16 protein-coding genes are annotated in these 16898 nt (G+C 66.5%); 6 read left to right on the top strand and 10 right to left on the bottom strand.

Annotated elements, in window-relative coordinates:
• Positions 1 to 536 precede the first annotated feature (536 nt).
• The gene (locus tag IE264_RS08530; RefSeq protein WP_158706584.1) at positions 537 to 1088 is read left to right on the top strand and encodes a hypothetical protein; all 552 of its coding nucleotides are present in this window, start codon (positions 537 to 539) and stop codon (positions 1086 to 1088) included.
• A 17-nt stretch (positions 1089 to 1105) separates the two neighbouring features.
• Here the strand turns inward: IE264_RS08530 and IE264_RS08525 are convergent, their stop codons facing one another.
• The 6 genes from IE264_RS08525 to IE264_RS08500 all read right to left on the bottom strand — a co-directional run bounded on the left by IE264_RS08525 (position 1106) and on the right by IE264_RS08500 (position 7375).
• Positions 1106 to 2128, bottom strand: coding sequence for a YaaC family protein (locus IE264_RS08525; protein ID WP_158706585.1), 1023 nt, complete (start codon positions 2126 to 2128; stop codon positions 1106 to 1108).
• 1727 nt (positions 2129 to 3855) lie between these two features.
• The gene (locus IE264_RS08520; RefSeq protein ID WP_032760162.1) at positions 3856 to 4443 is read right to left on the bottom strand and encodes a class IV adenylate cyclase; all 588 of its coding nucleotides are present in this window, start codon (positions 4441 to 4443) and stop codon (positions 3856 to 3858) included.
• A gap of 20 nt (positions 4444 to 4463) precedes the next feature.
• The gene (locus IE264_RS08515) at positions 4464 to 5117 is read right to left on the bottom strand and encodes an SAM-dependent methyltransferase (RefSeq protein WP_032760165.1); all 654 of its coding nucleotides are present in this window, start codon (positions 5115 to 5117) and stop codon (positions 4464 to 4466) included.
• Complete coding sequence (locus IE264_RS08510) at positions 5035 to 5679, bottom strand: P-loop nucleotide/nucleoside kinase family protein (protein WP_229887446.1); 645 nt, start codon at positions 5677 to 5679, stop codon at positions 5035 to 5037. The genes IE264_RS08515 and IE264_RS08510 overlap by 83 nt, the downstream gene beginning before the upstream one ends.
• Positions 5672 to 6574, bottom strand: coding sequence for a radical SAM protein (locus tag IE264_RS08505; protein ID WP_032760166.1), 903 nt, complete (start codon positions 6572 to 6574; stop codon positions 5672 to 5674). Before IE264_RS08505 ends, IE264_RS08510 begins: the two co-directional genes overlap by 8 nt.
• A gap of 108 nt (positions 6575 to 6682) precedes the next feature.
• Positions 6683 to 7375: an HAD family hydrolase gene (locus tag IE264_RS08500; RefSeq protein ID WP_032760168.1), complete on the bottom strand. Its 693-nt coding sequence runs from the start codon at positions 7373 to 7375 to the stop codon at positions 6683 to 6685.
• A 98-nt stretch (positions 7376 to 7473) separates the two neighbouring features.
• On the opposite strand from IE264_RS08500, the gene IE264_RS08495 reads away from it, so the two are divergent.
• Entirely contained in the window at positions 7474 to 8247 is a 774-nt protein-coding gene (locus IE264_RS08495; protein ID WP_078657639.1) for an XRE family transcriptional regulator, read from the top strand.
• Positions 8234 to 8701: an NUDIX hydrolase gene (locus IE264_RS08490; RefSeq protein WP_032760170.1), complete on the top strand. Its 468-nt coding sequence runs from the start codon at positions 8234 to 8236 to the stop codon at positions 8699 to 8701. The genes IE264_RS08495 and IE264_RS08490 overlap by 14 nt, the downstream gene beginning before the upstream one ends.
• Here IE264_RS08490 and IE264_RS08485 read toward each other — a convergent pair.
• Positions 8689 to 9252, bottom strand: coding sequence for an HD domain-containing protein (locus IE264_RS08485; protein WP_032760171.1), 564 nt, complete (start codon positions 9250 to 9252; stop codon positions 8689 to 8691). The genes IE264_RS08490 and IE264_RS08485 overlap by 13 nt on opposite strands.
• Before the next feature lie 336 nt (positions 9253 to 9588).
• On the opposite strand from IE264_RS08485, the gene IE264_RS08480 reads away from it, so the two are divergent.
• Complete coding sequence (locus IE264_RS08480) at positions 9589 to 11424, top strand: DUF262 domain-containing protein (protein WP_158706586.1); 1836 nt, start codon at positions 9589 to 9591, stop codon at positions 11422 to 11424.
• Positions 11425 to 11746: 322 nt separating this feature from the next.
• Here the strand turns inward: IE264_RS08480 and IE264_RS08475 are convergent, their stop codons facing one another.
• Complete coding sequence (locus IE264_RS08475) at positions 11747 to 12913, bottom strand: serine hydrolase domain-containing protein (RefSeq protein WP_032760173.1); 1167 nt, start codon at positions 12911 to 12913, stop codon at positions 11747 to 11749.
• A gap of 54 nt (positions 12914 to 12967) precedes the next feature.
• Positions 12968 to 14158: a serine hydrolase domain-containing protein gene (locus IE264_RS08470; protein WP_032760174.1), complete on the bottom strand. Its 1191-nt coding sequence runs from the start codon at positions 14156 to 14158 to the stop codon at positions 12968 to 12970.
• 139 nt (positions 14159 to 14297) lie between these two features.
• Between IE264_RS08470 and IE264_RS08465 the strand changes: the two genes are divergently transcribed.
• Together IE264_RS08465 and IE264_RS08460 are read left to right on the top strand one after the other, a co-directional pair.
• Positions 14298 to 15539 (top strand): sensor histidine kinase, encoded by a 1242-nt coding sequence (locus tag IE264_RS08465; protein ID WP_032760176.1) that lies wholly within the window; start codon positions 14298 to 14300, stop codon positions 15537 to 15539.
• The gene (locus tag IE264_RS08460) at positions 15536 to 16270 is read left to right on the top strand and encodes a response regulator transcription factor (RefSeq protein WP_032760179.1); all 735 of its coding nucleotides are present in this window, start codon (positions 15536 to 15538) and stop codon (positions 16268 to 16270) included. Before IE264_RS08465 ends, IE264_RS08460 begins: the two co-directional genes overlap by 4 nt.
• A 45-nt stretch (positions 16271 to 16315) precedes the next feature.
• Here the strand turns inward: IE264_RS08460 and IE264_RS08455 are convergent, their stop codons facing one another.
• Positions 16316 to 16873 carry a membrane protein gene (locus IE264_RS08455; RefSeq protein ID WP_032760181.1) on the bottom strand — a complete coding sequence of 186 codons (558 nt, stop codon included), beginning with the start codon at positions 16871 to 16873 and terminating at the stop codon, positions 16316 to 16318.
• Between the last annotated feature and the right edge of the window lie 25 nt (positions 16874 to 16898).

Below are 16898 nucleotides of genomic sequence, written 5' to 3'. Positions count from 1 at the left end.
GGAGGGTGTCCAGGGAGGCGAACTCAGGGTTCTGCTCGCCCCGGGGCGGCGTACAGATCGGCTTCCCGTAGGCGCACTGACATCGGCGACTGTACGGGTGGTGCGCCATCGCGTGCCGCTGGCGCTGCCGCCGCAGACGCGCGCCCACAACTGGATAGGCCCGGAGGGCATGAGTCCAGAACCAAGCCCGCGGCTTCAAGAGATGCCTCTGGCGGGGGCGCTCAGACTCCGGGATGGACAGGGCACCGTTCGCGAGTGCCGGCCGGAGTAGGGCGAGCGTCGTGGGGCTCCCATCCCGTCCGCCTTCGACCCAGGCAAAGCCGAGCAGTCGCGGCCCAGGGCGTCAAGGTCGTTCGTACAGTGGCGCGCTCCACCTTGACGCCCTGAACCACGACCGCTCCACGGTGTGTGGGTCGAAGGCGGACGGGATGGGAGCTGGGGCGAGTGGTGGGTGAAGATGATGGCCCGCCGAGGAACTTGGTGAAAATGACAGAACGGCAGGCGTCTAGACGCTCCATTCTGTTGAATGCTGCAGTATGGACCAAGGAACCGCAGCACTGATCGCCGGGCTGGCAGGAGCGCTAGGAGCCCTCGGTGGGGCATTGACTGGCGGTATCGCGGCTGTTCGAGGGGCACGGATTGGCGCTGAAACTGCGGCCGTCGCTGCCCGACAACAAGTCCAAGATCAGGCAGCCACCGAGCATGCCCACTGGCTACGAGAACGCCGCCAAGAAACCTATGGCATTTTCCTGGCAGCCGCTCAGGAAGTCCAGCGAATGGCCCAGCCGCTAGTCGTAGCTCTGTACGTGGAACAACGCCGTGATTCCCAGCTTAATGATGCACAACAAGCCGTTTCCAAGTTGTGCGACCTAGGCAATAATGTCTCTTTGATTGGGCCCGATCGAATTCTCCCCTGCCTCCAGCGGGCGATCCATTGTGTCGTTCAGCTCGACCATGTTTTGGTGTCCTCTTTTGTGGCGCCGGAAGTGGATCGTGATGCCATTCATGCTTCACTCTCGGAATACGAAGAGGCGAAGGCGGATTTCGTCAGTGCCGCTAGAGAGATTCTGGGAGGTGTCAGAAATTAAGGAACTCTGCGCCAAAACTATCTTCCGGCTACATCGGTAATTGCCGAAAGCGCGATATGCGGCACCACTGTAATCGCTTGATCGAGTATGTTTTCAACGGCATTAGCCGTAGGTGAGCCGTCGATATCGATCATCTCAGCCCAAGAGGCGGGCTCGTAGCGGGCCAGGATTGACAAGCCGAAAAGCGCCGCCCACCACGCCAAGATCGGGTGAACAGGTCCAGGCATACCGCCGAGGGCGGGGAAGGCGTAAGCGTCGCTCGGGCCGCGATATAGCGTTGCTCGCTTCAGTGCCTCTAGGTCCGCCTCTCGTTGATCGACCGGAAGCGTGAGCGCTGACGGCAAAAAGACTTCCAGTGCTTGCTGGCCATTTCCTCGATCCCGCCACAGCACTGAATTAGGGGAGTCGGGAGTATGGGACCACCCTTTCAGGGAGGGGTAATTGGCAAGAAATGCCGCAATGGCGTTTTGGTCAATGTCTGCTTGGGTTCGCACCTGGCTAGGGAATGGGAATAGGGAAACCTTGCACCACAGGTCGCTTCCTCGGTGAATTATTCCGCCAGAGGAATAGTGCATGGCTGGCAAGCCTTGTGCCACGGAGAGAGGGACGACTTGCGCCTCGGGGATAAGCTGCCAAAGGTCGCCGAGAGTCAATGGAGTCTGCGCCTCCAGGGGGTCGACGCCAATAGCGCGAGCAATGGTTGGCAGTGATCCCCTCGCGGCCGGCACTACCTCTACCAGCTCCAGTCCCTGACTTGCATCCATGTTGCGAGTTCCGATTCCATGCCCCTTGAGTCGCCAAGTGTCATGGTTTAGCAAACCTGAAGCTGCTGCAATTGCCCGCCCGAACTGCGACAGGGCATAAAAGATTTGGACAGGGCGTGTTGCCGGGCCAGCAGTCTCGGCGGCTTCTGTAAACTGTTGCGCTTGCTCCAGTGCAGCCACAAATACCGCCCGCCGCTCCGGTACTTCCCGGGCAGGCCCGCTCACTCCGGTTCGAAGCCCCCGCAGTTCGCGCCAGACCTCCTGCTTGGAGGGCATTGCAAGATCTCGCCAAGTAGCCATTAGTCCCCTTCAACTGCCCCGACTCACACAAGGTGGGCCCGTCGAAAGCTCTACGCTGCCGAGTCAAGGGGCCCTTGTCCAGAGTTTTCAGCTACTGCTTGACCGATGCTCAGCGACCAGGGGGGTCCACTGACCGCGCGAGCGACCGTCTCCGACCTTCCTGCCGATAGTTCGCATCGAGGGGCGGTTGTCTCGTATTCACAGCATCAGCCAAGCCAGGGGTGTGATACTGGCAGTGCGCTGAGCTGAGCCCGGCACTGCTGCTGGGTTCCGCGCTGCTTGTGTCCGTGGCGTTCCTCTGCCGTTTGCCTCCTCGCCCAAACCGGGACTTCACGTCTGAGAGCGTGCGAGAGAGGGTGATGACTATGGTCGCTGCCTGGTTGGTTGCTAGCCGCAGCACGATTGCTGGCATCTGCGAAGGGATGATTGGTGGGGTCCTTCTCACCTACCTGACGGGCGCAGCAGTGGCGGGCTGAGTCCAGCGCCCCGTTAGCGGGTGACATGGACCGCGGGCGACGGGCGAGGGATCTGACATCCATCACTGACATCAACAGCGGTGGACCTCGTCGGTCGTGCCCGGTCCTTCACGGAGCAGGCAGCCTTGAGAGTGCGGGGCCGCGCGGCGCTCCGGCCGAACTCCTAAAGCGGGTGTCAGGCGGCCGACTCACCTCTAACAGCGGTGCTGTGGGCCATGCGTGGGCCACAGCACCGCTGTTAGAGGCGAGTAGCAGCGTTTGTGGAGGTCAGAGGGGTAGACGTTCGCAGATGCAGACGGTCTTGAAAGCCGCTGTGCTCAGCGAGCTCCTCGCCCTCCGCCTGGGCAGAGGCGGTCACTGGGCCCGTCTCAGTTTCCGTCTCGTTCGTATCCGTACGCAGGCGTTCAGAGCCGTACGGGCTGCACATTCAACCAAGGTTGCGTACCGCTCTGAACGGCCCTGAACGGCCACGAACCGCAGGCAGACCTGGGCAAACAGACTTGGAAAGCGTGTTGGGGGCAACCCCTCACGAGTTCGAATCTCGTATCCTCCGCCATTGCTCTCACCGGGCAATACGTCGAAGGCCCCCGCAGCTCGCTGCGGGGGCCTTCGACGTATGTGGTCTCAGTTCTGGTCTCAGTTGCGCAGGGCGGACAGTCGTGGACAACCACGGACGGGCCTCGTCGGCGACCCGCCAGCAGCGTCGGCGAGGGTCTCCTCAGGACGCCGGTGAGCCCCGGAAGCGTGGATCTACGTCGGGAGAGGCGCCTGTATATCAGCGGCTGGGCCGGTCACCACGTGGGGTGACCGGCCCAGCCGCTGATGCGCCCACTGTCCCTTCTCGGCCTCACTCCCGACGGAACATGCCGCCCCGCGCGCGATGCTTTCCAACGCGGCGCCCCTCAGGCTGCTCGGTTACAGAAGCCGTGCTCACAGGTGGCGGGCGAGTCGGTTCATCGTGAAGGAGGAGAGAGTGCCAGACCTGCTCCTGCAGGATGCGAATGCACGGGCCGCAGGCGAACATCGCCGCCTGGGCACCCGCCACACTCACCGGGCCGATCCATAGAACACGGGTCCATCGCTGGCCGCAGTAGAGCCAGCAGAAGCCGTCAGTCCACGTATTGCCGTCGTCAGTGTCTGCTGCGGCGGGCAGACCGTCGCGGGCGAACTCGGCGATGCCGGGTATGACCCGAGGCGTCACAGCCAGTTCTAGCTCGGTCCCCAAGATCACTCGCTCGGGACAGCTGTCCTGGCCGAAGCCTGCTTGTCGGCGTCCGCGAAGAGGAGTGTGGGCTCGGCCAGGATGTCCCTGCCGCACTCGCTCTTGTAGATCTCGTCGACGCTGCCGAACCGTGCCTCGGTGTAGTCGAGGTCGAGCAGGGCGGCTGCCTGGCGGACCGATGCCTCGTCGGGTCCTTCGATCTCGACGAAGGTGGGGAGGTCCGGCCAGGTGTCGAAGTCGAAGGCGACTTCGCCCAGTCGCCATTCCTCGCGGTAGTTCTCCTGGTAACGGACTTCGCGTAGGCCGACGTTGCGGAGGATCTCGGCCATGGCGTGCAGGTCGGACACCTCGGTCTCGATCTCGGTGGTGCCGTCGATCGTCGTGGAGTCGGTGACCTGCTTCAGCGTGAGCGTGGAGCGGGTGGCCTCGTCCCTCAGGCGGACCCAGGCACCGCCTTCGAGGGCGTCGTTCTCGAAGATCTTCCGGGTGAGGAGGGTGCGCGGAAATGCCTGGACGGCTCCGAGCGCCGTCAGTTTGGCCTGGAGGCCGTCGACGTCGACGGCGAGGAACTTGGCCTCGTACTCGTGCTTCATAGGTCCTGCTTCCCGTAGGTCTAGGAGGGGGTGGACGCGCGGGCGGCGAGGAGGAGGCCCATGCGGTGGTTGTGGTCCTGCAGCTGTCCGACGTGCGCCTGCTCGGTGAACTCGTTGGTCCGCAGGGTGAGCAAGACGTCCCAGTCCCCGATGAAGTAACGCCGCAGCTTCTCGGGGGATGTGTAGTGCTCCAGCACGTGGTGGCGTTGCGTGAGGGGCATCATGAACTCCGCGCCGAACAGACCGCCGGGCCGGACCAGGCGCTGCATGCGGTCGACGAACTCGCCCAACGGACGGTGGTGGTTGGCACTGTAATGCCACGAGCAGCTCGTCCAGGCGGCATCACAGGGGGCGGTGACGGGTTCGGAGGCGAGGAAGTCCTCCTCCACGACCTGGACACGGTCGTGAAGCCCTTCCTGCTTCAGCCGCTCGATCATGCCCGTCGCGTGACTGGTCCTGCCGCCCGGAAGTTGGACCTCGCCGCCGTGGAGGGCGAGCGGGTCGCGTTCGACGGCGACGACCCGGTAGCCGGCTGCCGCCAGTGGCACGACGAGTCTGCCGTCGCTCGCACCGATGACCGTCACGGTGGAGTCAGGCTCCGTACGCTCCTTCAGCGCGGCGAGGAACTGAGGGAAGAAGGTGAGGGTGTGCCGCCACATGCTGGGTGTCTGCACTGGCTTGCTCTCCTTGCGGGTGGGTGCTGCTCAGGACGGCTCGGAGCGCCTCGTCAGGGGTGAGGCCGGAAGTGTTCACGCGGTGCATCGGGAACGAGGTGTAGGCGTCGGTGATCTTGTCTGCGGTGATCTCGGCGAGGGCGTCCCAACGCGAGACAGGCTTGTCCCGCCTGGTGAGTCGGCGCTGTCGCTCGTCCTCCGCGCAGACGAGGTAGTAGGTGACGGGACGCGGGATGCCCCGCGGCAGGGATACGGAGAGGTCGGCTCCGAAAGCGCGGTGGTTGGCCAGGCACCGTGCGAAGTAGCTCTCGACGACGACCGGGGTGCCGGCGGACAGGTACCGCTGGATCTGATCGGTGGCGGTGAACAGACCCGAGAGGTAGAAGCACATGCGTGCCTCTGCGTTTCCCAGCCGGTCGACCTCCTGCCGCAGTGCCTGGTAGGCGGGTGGCACGGTCGGGACCAGTACCGCGCCACGGGCGGCTGCGAGCAGGGGGGCGAGGGTGGATTTGCCGGTGCCGCGGAGCCCTTCGACGCTCTCGAACGACGCCGGGTCAGACACGTCCGTACACCACGTCCGGTACCGCGAGGGTGAGTTCGTCGGTGGCGGACGGCCGGTGGTCGATGTGGTCGGCGCGCTTGTCGTACCAGAAGGCGTGCGAGTCCTTGCCGACGGCCTTGCAGGACATGGTGAGCGCGCCGCGGGGGTCGGCTTCGATCCGTTCGATCTCCACAGGGCCTCCGGCGGGGAGGCAGGCGTCCGGTGCACCGAGCTCGGAGAGGTCCTCGTCGAGGATCACCTTGATGTCGAGCTCGGCCAAGGCCAGGCGCTCCCGGAGGCGGGTGTAAGCCGTGGCGTCGTTGACGAGGAGCTCGGGGTGATCGGCTGCGTTGCCGACCGGGCGGAGGCAGTGGAGTTTGAGCTGATCCGCCCCGTAGTGCTGCAGCGTGCGGGCGAGCGGCAGGACCTCATCGATGTTGCGTGAGGTGACCGTCAGGGTCGCGCCGGCGCGGACGCCGAGCTGCTGGGCGATTTCGAGGGCGCTCAGGGCACTTTGGTAGCTTCCGAACTTGCGGATCTTGTCGTTGGTCGTGCCGATGCCCTCCAGTGATACCCGGAGCAGGTCCAGGTCGGGGGCGATCTCGGTCAGCCGGCGCTCGATCCGGTAGCCGTTGGTGCAGATTTCGACCTGCATGCCCAGGTCCCGCTTGGCGTACCGGACGACCTGGGCGAGGTCCCGGTAGACGAACGGCTCGCCGCCCAGCAGGGTGACGGCCTCGGTGCCGTACTCGTCGCGCATCAGTGTGAGGAGGTTGACCGCCTCGTCCGTGGTGAAGGCGTCGGCGTGCTGGAGCCGTTTGCCGTGGAAGCAGTGCAGGCATTCGAAGTTGCAGCGGTAGAGCAGCTGCAGGTACAGCATCCGGATCCTGCGGATCCCGGTGACTTCGCTGATCACGAGGGTCTCCTTCGAGGCGCTTGCCTGGTGGGAGACCTGATATTGGCGGGACAGGTACGGACCTCGTCACCGCGTATCGGGACGCTCCGAGGACGTCCTGGGACGTTTTCAGCGTGCGGAGAGCGCCTCCAGAATCCCGAGTACACGGCCGGTGTCCGTCAGATCGGGCAGGACCGTACGGGCACCGGCGGCTGCCAGCTCTTCGGTGCTGTGAACGCCGGAGGCGACCGCGATGATCTCGGAACCCGTGACGAGTGCGGCCTCCACGTCCCTCGGAGTGTCTCCGACGAGCACGACGGGCACGCCATCCGGGGCGCCCCGCAGCTGCCGGGCCCGCTCCCGGGCGACAGCGACCAGGTCGGGGCGTTGGAGGGCATCGGCCCCGTAGGCGCCAACCGGCAGGTCGAGGAGGGGATCAAGGCCGAAGGCCGCGACCTTCACGCGGGCGTTGTCCGCGATATTGCCTGTGAGCACCGACGACACCCAACTGCTGCGCACGGAGGCCTCCTTCAGGACTTCCCGCACACCGGGCAGGGCTGTTCCCCGCTGGCTGAGGGCGTGGAGACGGGCCTCCCCGGCGTCGGCGAGAGCCTTCTCGACCGCTGGCCAGTCCGGCTCGGCCAGGCCGTTCCGCTCGAACATGTCGCGCATGATCAGCCGGTCCGTACGCCCTTCCGTCCGCGCCGGCCCCGCGGGCGCCCTTCCCGCCAGGGCCGTGAAGGCGGCGGCGTAGATCTCCTTGCTGACCCCTGAGTTCTCGATGAGAGTGTGGTCGATGTCCCACAGGACGATGAGCTCCATGCATCCAGCGTAAATACAGCGGTCATGGCCCCCTCCTTCTGTGGAACGTCCCGAAACGTCCTTGCCGCTCCTGACCGGTCTCGGCTTGTATGGCGTCTGTGAACGAGCGATTGCACTCCGTGCTCGCCCAGCGCGGCATCCCACCCGAATCACTCGCCGAAGTCTGTGAGGTGGACCCCAAGACCGTCGGCCGGTGGCTCGGCGGGCGCGTTCCCCATCCTCGCCACCGCTTCCGCGTCGCCAAGCACTTACGGGTCGAGGAACTGTTCCTCTGGCCCGCACCAGCGCCGACCACGCCGCAACAGCTCGAAGGTTCAGGGCAGGAGCTGGTCGGGACCTACCAGAACCGGGCGAGCGTCCCGCGCGACACATGGCTGTCGCTGCTCAACGGCGCCCAGGAGCAGATCAGCGTCCTCGTCTTCTCCGGCACCTTCTTCGCCCAGTCCAACCCGCACGTGGCCAAGATGCTCGCCGAGCGTGCGTCGAGCGGGGTGCGAGTGCGGCTCTGCTTCGGCGACTCGAAGGGCCGGGCTGCAGCAATCCGGGGCCACGAAGAGGGAATCGGCGACACCCTCGCCGCCAAGATCCGTGCCTCCCTGACCTACTACCGGCCCCTGTTGTCCGAGGCCGGATGCGAGGTGAGACTGCACGACACCACGCTCTACACCTCCATGTTCCGGTACGACGATGATCTTCTGATCAACCCGCACGTCTGGGGCCAGCCGGCCAGTGCCAACCCCCTCCTCCATCTCCGCAGAGCAGAAACGGCGGGCTGGTTCGACAACTACGCTCAGAGTTTGGAAGCTGTCTGGGCCACCGCACGGCCCTGGACACCAGACCAGGAGGGGCCCTCGCCACATGGGCAGGACTGAGTACTACAACGATCCCAAGGCCCCCAAGGCGAACACGCTCATCCCCGCCAACAACCTGCTCGTCGTCGACGACAACGGCGCCATACTCCTCCAGCGCCGCCGGGACACCGGCCAGTGGGCCCTGCCCGGAGGGGCCCAGGACATCGGCGAGACGGCGGCCCAGTGCGCCGTGCGTGAATGCCTGGAAGAGACCGGAATCATCGCCGAGATCACGGGCTTCTTGGGGGTCTACACGAACCCGAACCACATCGTGGCCTACACCGACGGCGAGATCCGCCAGCAGTACGAGAACACCTACATCGGCTGCCCGGTGGGCGGCGAGCCCACGATCAACGACGAGGCCGACGGGGTTCGTTACGTCCTGCCGAGCGACCTGGACCAGTACGACATCCACCCGAGCATGCGCCAGCAGATCGGGGACTACCTCGCCGGCACCTATCCCTACCTGGGCTGAGCCGCCAAAGCCGCCTCCACCCGACTCACGGCCGCGAGGATGTCCGGCGATGCGCGACGGATGAACCGCCCCACCAGGCTGTCTGCACCGTAACGATCCATGATCTCCTCCAGCCGACCCTCGGCAGACGTGCCCTTCCCGTCAGGCGTCGTCGTCATGTCGCAATACACCAAGGCATCCACGAGCCGGTGGTCGTCGAGCAGTGGAAATTCGGCTTCCAGATCGCCCCGTAGCCCACGCTCCTCCGCCTCCAGCAACGCCAACGAGTGGTTTGCCACCAACCGCACCAGCCGCTCATCCGCAGCATGGTCGTCACGAAGGAACCGGGCACCATCCAGCGGATGAAAGCCTGTCGCTGCCAGCCGCGGTGCGTAGCCCACATCGTGCAGTACAGCGGCAGAAACCAGCAGGTCAGTGTCCTCGCCCAGTACCTCCGTCAGTTCGACCGCGCGCCGGGCAACCCCTTGCGAGTGCTCCCATCTACGAGGAAGCGGCTCACTCAACTCCGCCTCGGCCACCGCGTACGCCCACTTCGCCATCGCACCGTCCATGACTTGATACGTTCCCAAGTACCGCGTGGCACAGCCTCAGCCGTACAGATCAGCGCGGCATGCCTAGCGGCAGCTGAAGACGGGCGGTGCACCGAGGAGTACCTACGCAGGTAGCCCGTACAGATGCTTCCTCCGATCAGAAAAAGGTCACCCTGACGCGCCGTCAGCTGACCTCCGACAGCACACGGTCGACCTCGTTCTCGGCAACCGGGCCGTGGCGTGCCCGACATTCCCGATCGGTCATTGCTGGCGGGTCACCGCCGGTACCCTGCCGTCACTGTCCGATCCGAACAAACCGGGGGTGCGATGCAGGCCGGCGATGTGAAGCTAGGCGCGGTGTTCGCGAACGACCATCAGAACGTGATCCCGATCTTTCAGAGGCCATACGTCTGGGATCAGGAAGCGAACTGGCTCCCCCTGTGGAAGGACATCCGGACCGCCGCCGAAGAGTTCGAGGCGGAACAACACTCCCCGTCCAGCCAGGAGGACCCCCGTACCTATTTCCTCGGAGCTGTAGTCCTGCAGCAACGCCGTAGGCCGCCACGCCGACTCGCGTCGTCACACATCATCGATGGCCAACAGCGTCTGACCACCCTCCAAGTGCTCTTGGCAGCGGCCCGCTCGGTGGCCCACACCTTCGCAGCGGACAGTGTGGCCGGTCGCTTCGCAAGCCTCGTGGAGAACCGCCCGGAAACGGTCCACGAAGACTTCCCGGACGACCGTTACAAGGTCTGGCCACTACCGCAGGACCGCAACGCCTTCCTTTGGGCAGTACGGGCTCCAACTGACGAGCGTCCACTGCCCAAACCTGCTCACCGACTGGCACGCGCCCGCGAGTGGTTCGAGCAGGAGATCGCAGAGTGGGCCGAGGCCGGAACAGCCCCAACGCAGCGACTGGACGATCTCTATTACACCCTCCTGGAGCGCATGCAGCTCGTCGAGATCGTCCTTGACGCCAGAGACGACCCACAGGTCATTTTCGAGGCGCTGAACCACCGAGGCGTTCGCCTCGATGCGGCAGATCTAGTGAAAAATCTACTTTTTCAAACATTGGACATTCAAGGCCAGCACGCCCAGGCAGAAGGACTACTGATGGAGTCCTGGCTGCCACTGGATGATTTACCTTGGCGAGGGGACGTCACCACTGGACGAATTAAGCGCGCCCTGATTGATCTACTTCTGTCCTACTGGCTAACAATTCATGGCCGTCGAGAAATCCTCATTGAACACTTGTTCGTTGATTTCAAGACATGGCTCGCCGAAAGCGGAGCTCTGGCCGCCGATACAATTCGAGACATCCGGCACTACGCAGATACGTATCAAGCCATGCACAAGCTCCCGATGACGGATCCGACAGCGCAACTGCTCGACCGCATGCAGGCCACTTCGACTGCGACACCATGGCCGGTCTTGTTGTACCTCCACGCCACTGAAGCGGTGCCACTCGATCAACAACATATCGCGGCACATGCCATCGACTCATTCTTGATGCGGCGCGCCATCTGCGCAATGACGACCAAGGACTACAACCGGCTCTTTGTTCAGGTGCTGGCAGACGCGCAGGCCAGCGACCCGACCCAGGCAGGAAATGCCGTGGCGCAAAGCCTGCTCGGCCAAACCGCAGACGCTCGACTGTGGCCCAGCGATGGTGATTTCATCACGGCATTGACCGGGGCTGACATCTACAACCGCTGCTACCGGGCACGGTTGCGGGCCTTCCTCATCGGGTTGGAAAACCACCTGCGAACTGCGAAGACCGAACCAACTTCTCCCTTGGCATGTTCGAAATCGACACTCAATATCGAGCACGTCCTGCCACAGAAGTGGGAAACGCATTGGCCCCTTGACGCAGGTGTAGATGATGACCGCCTTCAGCAACGGATCAACGCGGTTCACCGACTCGGCAATCTGACGCTTACGACAACCAAGCTGAATCCCTCGCTGAGCAATAAGGGATGGAGTCACAAAAAGGACTCGCTCCGTAGCCACAGCCTACTGCGGCTGACCACCGCATCCATCCTTACAGCGCCCGAAAGACTTGATGGGCCTTGGGACACAGATACATGGACAGAAGAGTGGAATGAGGACCGCATCACGCTACGGACCACGTGGCTGGCCAAGGCAGCTTTGAGCGCCTGGCCAAGGACCGCGTCTGACGCCCAACAGGCATGAACGCTTGCTTGACGACCTCGGTCGAGCCGCAAACGCGGGCTGCTCCGGGTCTCAGTTCTGGTCTCATTCGTCATTGTGCAGCGGCGTTCGCAACCAGGTCCACAGACAGCGCAGCCGCAGGTCAGAACACTCCCAGCCCTTCCTGAACCCCCAAGCGAACATTTGGAAAGCATGTTGGGGGCAACCCCTCACGAGTTCGAATCTCGTATCCTCCGCCATTGCTCTCACCGGGCAATACGTCGAAGGCCCCGACCGGGAAACCGGTCGGGGCCTTCTGCGTTCCCCGGAACGCCCCGCGGACACGAAGCTCCCTCGGCGGGGCTCAGCGGCACAAGGCGTTGTCCACCGCGCGTTCCAGACTTCGCCGCGGTGCTTCGCCGGTGAGCTGCAGCGTGACCGCGATGTTGGCGGCGCGGCCGTCGGCGGTGACGCCGCCGCGGGTCTCGTACCCCGGGAAGCTGCCGCCGTGGCCCCAGGAGAGGCCGCTGCAGGGCAGGGGTCTGCTGACGAGTCCCAGGCCGTAGCGGGCGCCCGGGCCGAAGGTCGCTTCGGCGGGGACGGTGGTGCGCATCTGGGCTAGCTGGGCCGGCGGGATGAGGCGGCCGGCGAGGAGCGCGGTGAAGAAGCGGTTGAGGTCGGAGTTGGTGGAGATCATCTGACCTGCCGCCCAGCCCCAGGAGGGGTCCACCTCCGTGATGTCGCGCAGCGGCGTCTGCGTCGATTCCTGGTAGTAGCCGTGCGGGTGAGGCTCTCGGATGCTCGCGTCACCGGGAGCGGGGAAGTAGGTGTGACGCAGCCCGATGCGCTTGATGACGCGCCGGTCGATCTCGTCCGCGAGAGGGCGGGCGGTGACCTTCTGGACGATCAGGCCGGCGAGCACGTAGTTGGTGTTGCTGTACTTCCAGCTCTTTCCGGGGTCGAAGTCGGCCGGGTGCCGGAGTGCTGTGGCGAGCAGTTCCCGTGGGGCGTAGTAGCGCGCGTCGTCGCCGAGGTGGCTGGTGTACTCGGGGAGTCCGCTGGTGTGCTGGAGGAGTTGGCGGACGGTGATGCGGCGCCCGTCTATGCCCTTTCCGCGGACGAGGCCGGGCAGGTACGTGTCCACGAAGGCGTCGAGGCTCATCCTCCGCTCCGCGACGAGTTGGAGTACGACGACCGCGACGAAGGTCTTGGTGTTGCTGCCGATCCGCACCTGGCCGTCCCTGGGCACCTTCGCGCCGGTGGTCAGGTCGCCGACCCCTGCGGTGTAGGTGCGGGCGCGGCCCTCACGGTCCTCTACGCTCGCCAGCGCGGCGGGCGTCCCGATGTCGCGCACCAGCGCGTTCAGGCTCTGCTGGACGGCGTCCGGCCCGGCGGCCGAGGCGGCGGGAGGTACCAGGGCCAGCGGCGTCATGAGCCCGACGGTCATCGCGACCGCGGCGGGCAGGATCTGTCGCCGGGTGCCGTGCTGCCGGCCCGTCGAGCGGAATGCTCGCCGTTTCTGTCCACGCATGGGTCAACTCCTGAGGAAGCGTCGGTTCGTTGTACGGGTTGCCGGTCGCGTGGTTCAGCCGCACAGCGCCCTGTCCACGGCGTCGTTCACGTGCCGTGCGGCCGCCTCGTCCGTCGGGATGCTGGTGACCGCGACGTTGGCGGCGCGGCCGCCCTCGGTGACGCCGCCCCGCGTCTCGTACCCCGCGATGTCGCCGCCGTGGCCCCAGTAGACGCCGCCGCACGACAGTGGCCTGCTGGTGAGCCCCAGTCCGTAGCGGAGGCCGGAGGTTCCGGCGGGGACGGTCGTGCGCATCTCGGCGAGCTGGGCCGACGGGAGGAGGCGGCCGGCGAGGAGTGCGGTGAAGAAGCGGTTGAGGTCGGAGTTGGTGGAGATCAGCTGGCCTGCCGCCCAGCCCGCGGAGGGGTCCATCTCCGTGAAGTCGCGCAGCGGTCCGTCCGCCGGGCTGCGGTGGTAGCCCCGGGGGTGCGGCCCCCGGATGGTCATCTCACCGGGGGCGGGGAAGTACGTGTGGCGCAGCCCGATGCGCTTGATGATGCGCCGGTCCATCTCCTCGGCGAGGGGGCGGCCGGTGACCTTCTGGACGATCAGACCGGCCAGGACGTAGTTGGTGTTGCTGTATCCCCACTTCTTCCCCGGAGCCGCGGTGGCCGGGTGTTCGAGGGCGAGGTCGAGCAGTTCGCGGGGCTCGAAGTACCGGTTCCTGATCTCGTCGTCGTCGAGGTGCATGCCGTAGTCGGGGAGTCCGCTGGTGTGCTGGAGGAGCTGGCGGACGGTGATGCGGCCGCCGTCGATGCCCTTCCCTCGGACGAGGCCGGGCAGGTACGTGTCCACGAAAGCGTCGAGGCTCACCCTCCGCTCCGCGACGAGCTGCAGCACCACAACCGCCGTGAACGTCTTGGTGTTGCTGCCGATCCGCACCTGGCCGTCCCTGGGCACCTTCGCGCCGGTGGTCAGGTCACCGACCCCCGCCGTGTAGGTGCGGGCGCGGCCGTTCCGGTCCTGGACGCTCGCCAGCGCGGCGGGCATCCCGTCATCGCGCACCAGCGTGTTCAGAGCCCGCTGTACGGCGTCCTGCCTGGCGGCGGCAGCGGCCGGGGCGGCGGAATCGGAGGCGGCGGGCGGGGCGAGGACGCCCAGCGTCATGACGCCGATGGCCACCGCGGCGGCAGCCGGCCAGGCCCGTCGCCGCCGGCCGCCCTGCCGGGCCGGGAAACGAAGGCTCTGCCGTGTCCGAGCACTCATATGTCGACTCCTCAGAAATCGTTCGGTCGGGGCACGATCCTTGTTTCCGGGGCCCTTTGACCGCATCGCGGGAAAGCAGGAGAAATCGCTCCCCCGATCGGGGGAGGCCGCCGGTTGGCCGCCCCGCGATACTGGCGTCATGAACAGGGGAATTCGGCTGCTGCTGCGCGGCTCCACGTACTCAGGTGTGCTGTTCGCCTACTGCGGCGCGCTGGCGAGCCTTCCGCTGCTGCCTTTCGCCCTGTTGCCGGCGCTGTCGTGGCCATCCGCCCCCGAGAGCGTGCAGACCGTCGTGGTGCTGCTGGTCTGGGCGGCACTGGTCGGCGCGGTCGGACTGGCACGTCCCGTACGGCGGGCGCTGGTCGTCTCGGCCCGCCGGCTGCTGCGGGTGTCACTGCCGAACCCGGCGGCCGGTCGCCGGACCTCCGGTCCGCTCGGCCTGGACCGCTGGCGGACCCCGCTCTGGCTGGTGCTGCACGCGGCCGTCGGGTGGACGGGCGCGCTGGCGAGCGGGGTGCTGTTCATCATGGGCATCTCCCTGCCCATGAACTGGCTCGGCGGCGAGGTGCGGGCGAGCCTGTTCGGCACGTCGGTCCGGGTGTCGGGCTGGTGGAGCTGGGTGGCGGCTGCCGTGTGCGTCCTGCTGGCGATCACCGTCTGCGTGCTGGTCACGAAGATCCTGCGGTGGTCCGCGCCGCGACTGCTGGGGCCGTCGGCGGCCGAACAGCTCGCGCTGGCCGCCGAGCGGGAGCTGTTGCTGGCCGAACGGAACCGGATCGCCCACGAGTTGCACGACTCGATCGGGCACACGCTGACGGCGGCCACCATCCAGGCGGCGGTGGCCGGCGAGGTGCTCTCCACCGACCCGGTCGCGGCGCGGGCCGCCATGCGCAGCATCGAGGACTCTACGAGGGCCGCGCTGGAGGACCTGGACTACGCGCTCGGAGTGCTGCGCGAGGAACAGTCGGGAACGGCCCCGACCCGGACCCTGGCCGACCTCCCCGAGCTGCTGGAACGCCTGCGGCACACGGGGGCGGTGGTGGAACCGGAGCTGACGGGTGAACTGACCCGGGTCCAGGGGACGCTCTCCCGGGCGGCCTACCGGATCATCCAGGAGGGGCTGACGAACGCGCTGCGCCATGGCGCGGGCGGCCCGATAGAGGTCCGGGTGGCGGCCGGACCGGACGGACTGGACCTCGCGGTGGTCAACCGAACCGGACCACGGACGGGGCCGGGCGAGGGCTCTTTCTCGACGTCCGGCCACGGTCTGCCCGGACTGGCCGAGCGCGTCCGGCTGTTGCAGGGGGAGTTCCGGTCGGGCCCGGACGGTACGGGGCGCTGGCGGCTGGCCGTCCGGCTGCCGGTACGGGCGTCGGTGTGAGCGGATCCGGTACGGGCGTCGGTGTCAGCGGATCCGGTACGGACGGGAGCACGGCCCTCCCCGCGGAGACCGCCCCTGCCGTCACCGTCCTGGTCGCCGACGACGACGAGGTGACCCGCAGCGGTCTGAGCATGCTGCTCGCCGCACAGCCGGGGATCTCGGTGCTCGGTGAGGCCTCCGACGGCGTCGAGGCGGTCGACCGGGCGCTGAGCCTGCGGCCGGACGTGGTCCTGATGGACGTCCGGATGCCGCGTCGCAACGGGATCGAGGCCACACGCCGGCTGCTGGCCGAGACGGCCGACCCGCCGAAGGTCGTGGTGATCACCACCTTCGAGAACGACGGCTATGTCACCGGTGCCCTCAGCGCGGGCGCCAGCGGCTTCGTCCTCAAGCGGCTCCCGGTCCGCCGGATCGCCGAGGCGGTCCGGGTGGTGGCGGCAGGCGAAGCGGTTCTCTTTCCGGCCGCGCTGGGCCGCATGGTCGCCGCCCGGCCGCTGGACTCCGCACAGGCTCTGCCGCGAGCCGCCCTGACAGTCCGGGAGGAGGAGGTGCTGCGACTGATGGCCACCGGGCTCTCCAATCCGGAGATCGCGGAGGCCCTCACGGTGAGCATGGAGACGATCAAGACCCACGTCGGGAACGTGCTGACCAAGCTGGGCGCGCAGAACCGGACCCATGCGGTGGTCATCTCCTACGAGTCCGGGCTGGTGGTCCCGCGCTTCGCCGGATGACCGGCTCCGTCACGGGTCCGCGCGACCGCGACCGTCCCCGACGCGTCACGCCGTACGGGTGCGTCCCAGGCGGAGCGCGGAGACGAGGAAGAAGATGCCGCCGACGAAGGCGTACCAGGCCAGGTTGGTGAGTGAAGCGCCGTCCTTGCCTGCCTGGGCGAGGAACGTGGCGCCGGCGAGTGTGGAGATGGCCCCGCTGGCGATCATCGCCCACTGGCCGCCGAGTTGGCGGCGGGCGGCGCCGACAAGGAGTTGCACGACGCCTGCGGTGATGGCCCAGGCGCCCCAGACCCGCAGGACTGCGGGGATGCCGGATGTGGCGGCGACGGCGAGGGCGATGCCGGTGAGGGTGCTGAGCGCGATGTTCACGTACAGGCCGCGCACCGGCTGGGCGTGCGCCCGGGCGGAGCGGAGGTCGACGACCGCGCACGCCACGTCGAACAAGGGGTAGATGACCAGCAGTACGACCGTGAGCGCGCCGAGGGTGTCGGCGGTCGCGAACAGCAGGGCGGCCCACACCGCGGCGAACGCGAAGCGCAGGAGGTACAGCTTGCGCAGGGCGGTGGGAACGGTGGTGGGGGCGGTACCGACGAGGGTGTCCACGGAGGTTCCTTTCAGAGATGCCGGA

This window comes from Streptomyces microflavus (assembly GCF_014650075.1).
Classification (GTDB): domain Bacteria; phylum Actinomycetota; class Actinomycetes; order Streptomycetales; family Streptomycetaceae; genus Streptomyces; species Streptomyces microflavus.
This window is presented reverse-complemented; position numbering and strand designations above follow the sequence as displayed.

Coding starts and splice junctions, on each gene's coding strand:
- IE264_RS08530 (WP_158706584.1), top strand. CDS start 537: ATGGACCAAGGAACCGCAGCACTGATCGCCGGGCTGGCAGGAGCGCTA.
- IE264_RS08525 (WP_158706585.1), bottom strand. CDS start 2,128: ATGCCCTCCAAGCAGGAGGTCTGGCGCGAACTGCGGGGGCTTCGAACC.
- IE264_RS08520 (WP_032760162.1), bottom strand. CDS start 4,443: ATGAAGCACGAGTACGAGGCCAAGTTCCTCGCCGTCGACGTCGACGGC.
- IE264_RS08500 (WP_032760168.1), bottom strand. CDS start 7,375: ATGGAGCTCATCGTCCTGTGGGACATCGACCACACTCTCATCGAGAAC.
- IE264_RS08490 (WP_032760170.1), top strand. CDS start 8,234: ATGGGCAGGACTGAGTACTACAACGATCCCAAGGCCCCCAAGGCGAAC.
- IE264_RS08485 (WP_032760171.1), bottom strand. CDS start 9,252: ATGGACGGTGCGATGGCGAAGTGGGCGTACGCGGTGGCCGAGGCGGAG.
- IE264_RS08475 (WP_032760173.1), bottom strand. CDS start 12,913: ATGCGTGGACAGAAACGGCGAGCATTCCGCTCGACGGGCCGGCAGCAC.
- IE264_RS08470 (WP_032760174.1), bottom strand. CDS start 14,158: ATGAGTGCTCGGACACGGCAGAGCCTTCGTTTCCCGGCCCGGCAGGGC.
- IE264_RS08465 (WP_032760176.1), top strand. CDS start 14,298: ATGAACAGGGGAATTCGGCTGCTGCTGCGCGGCTCCACGTACTCAGGT.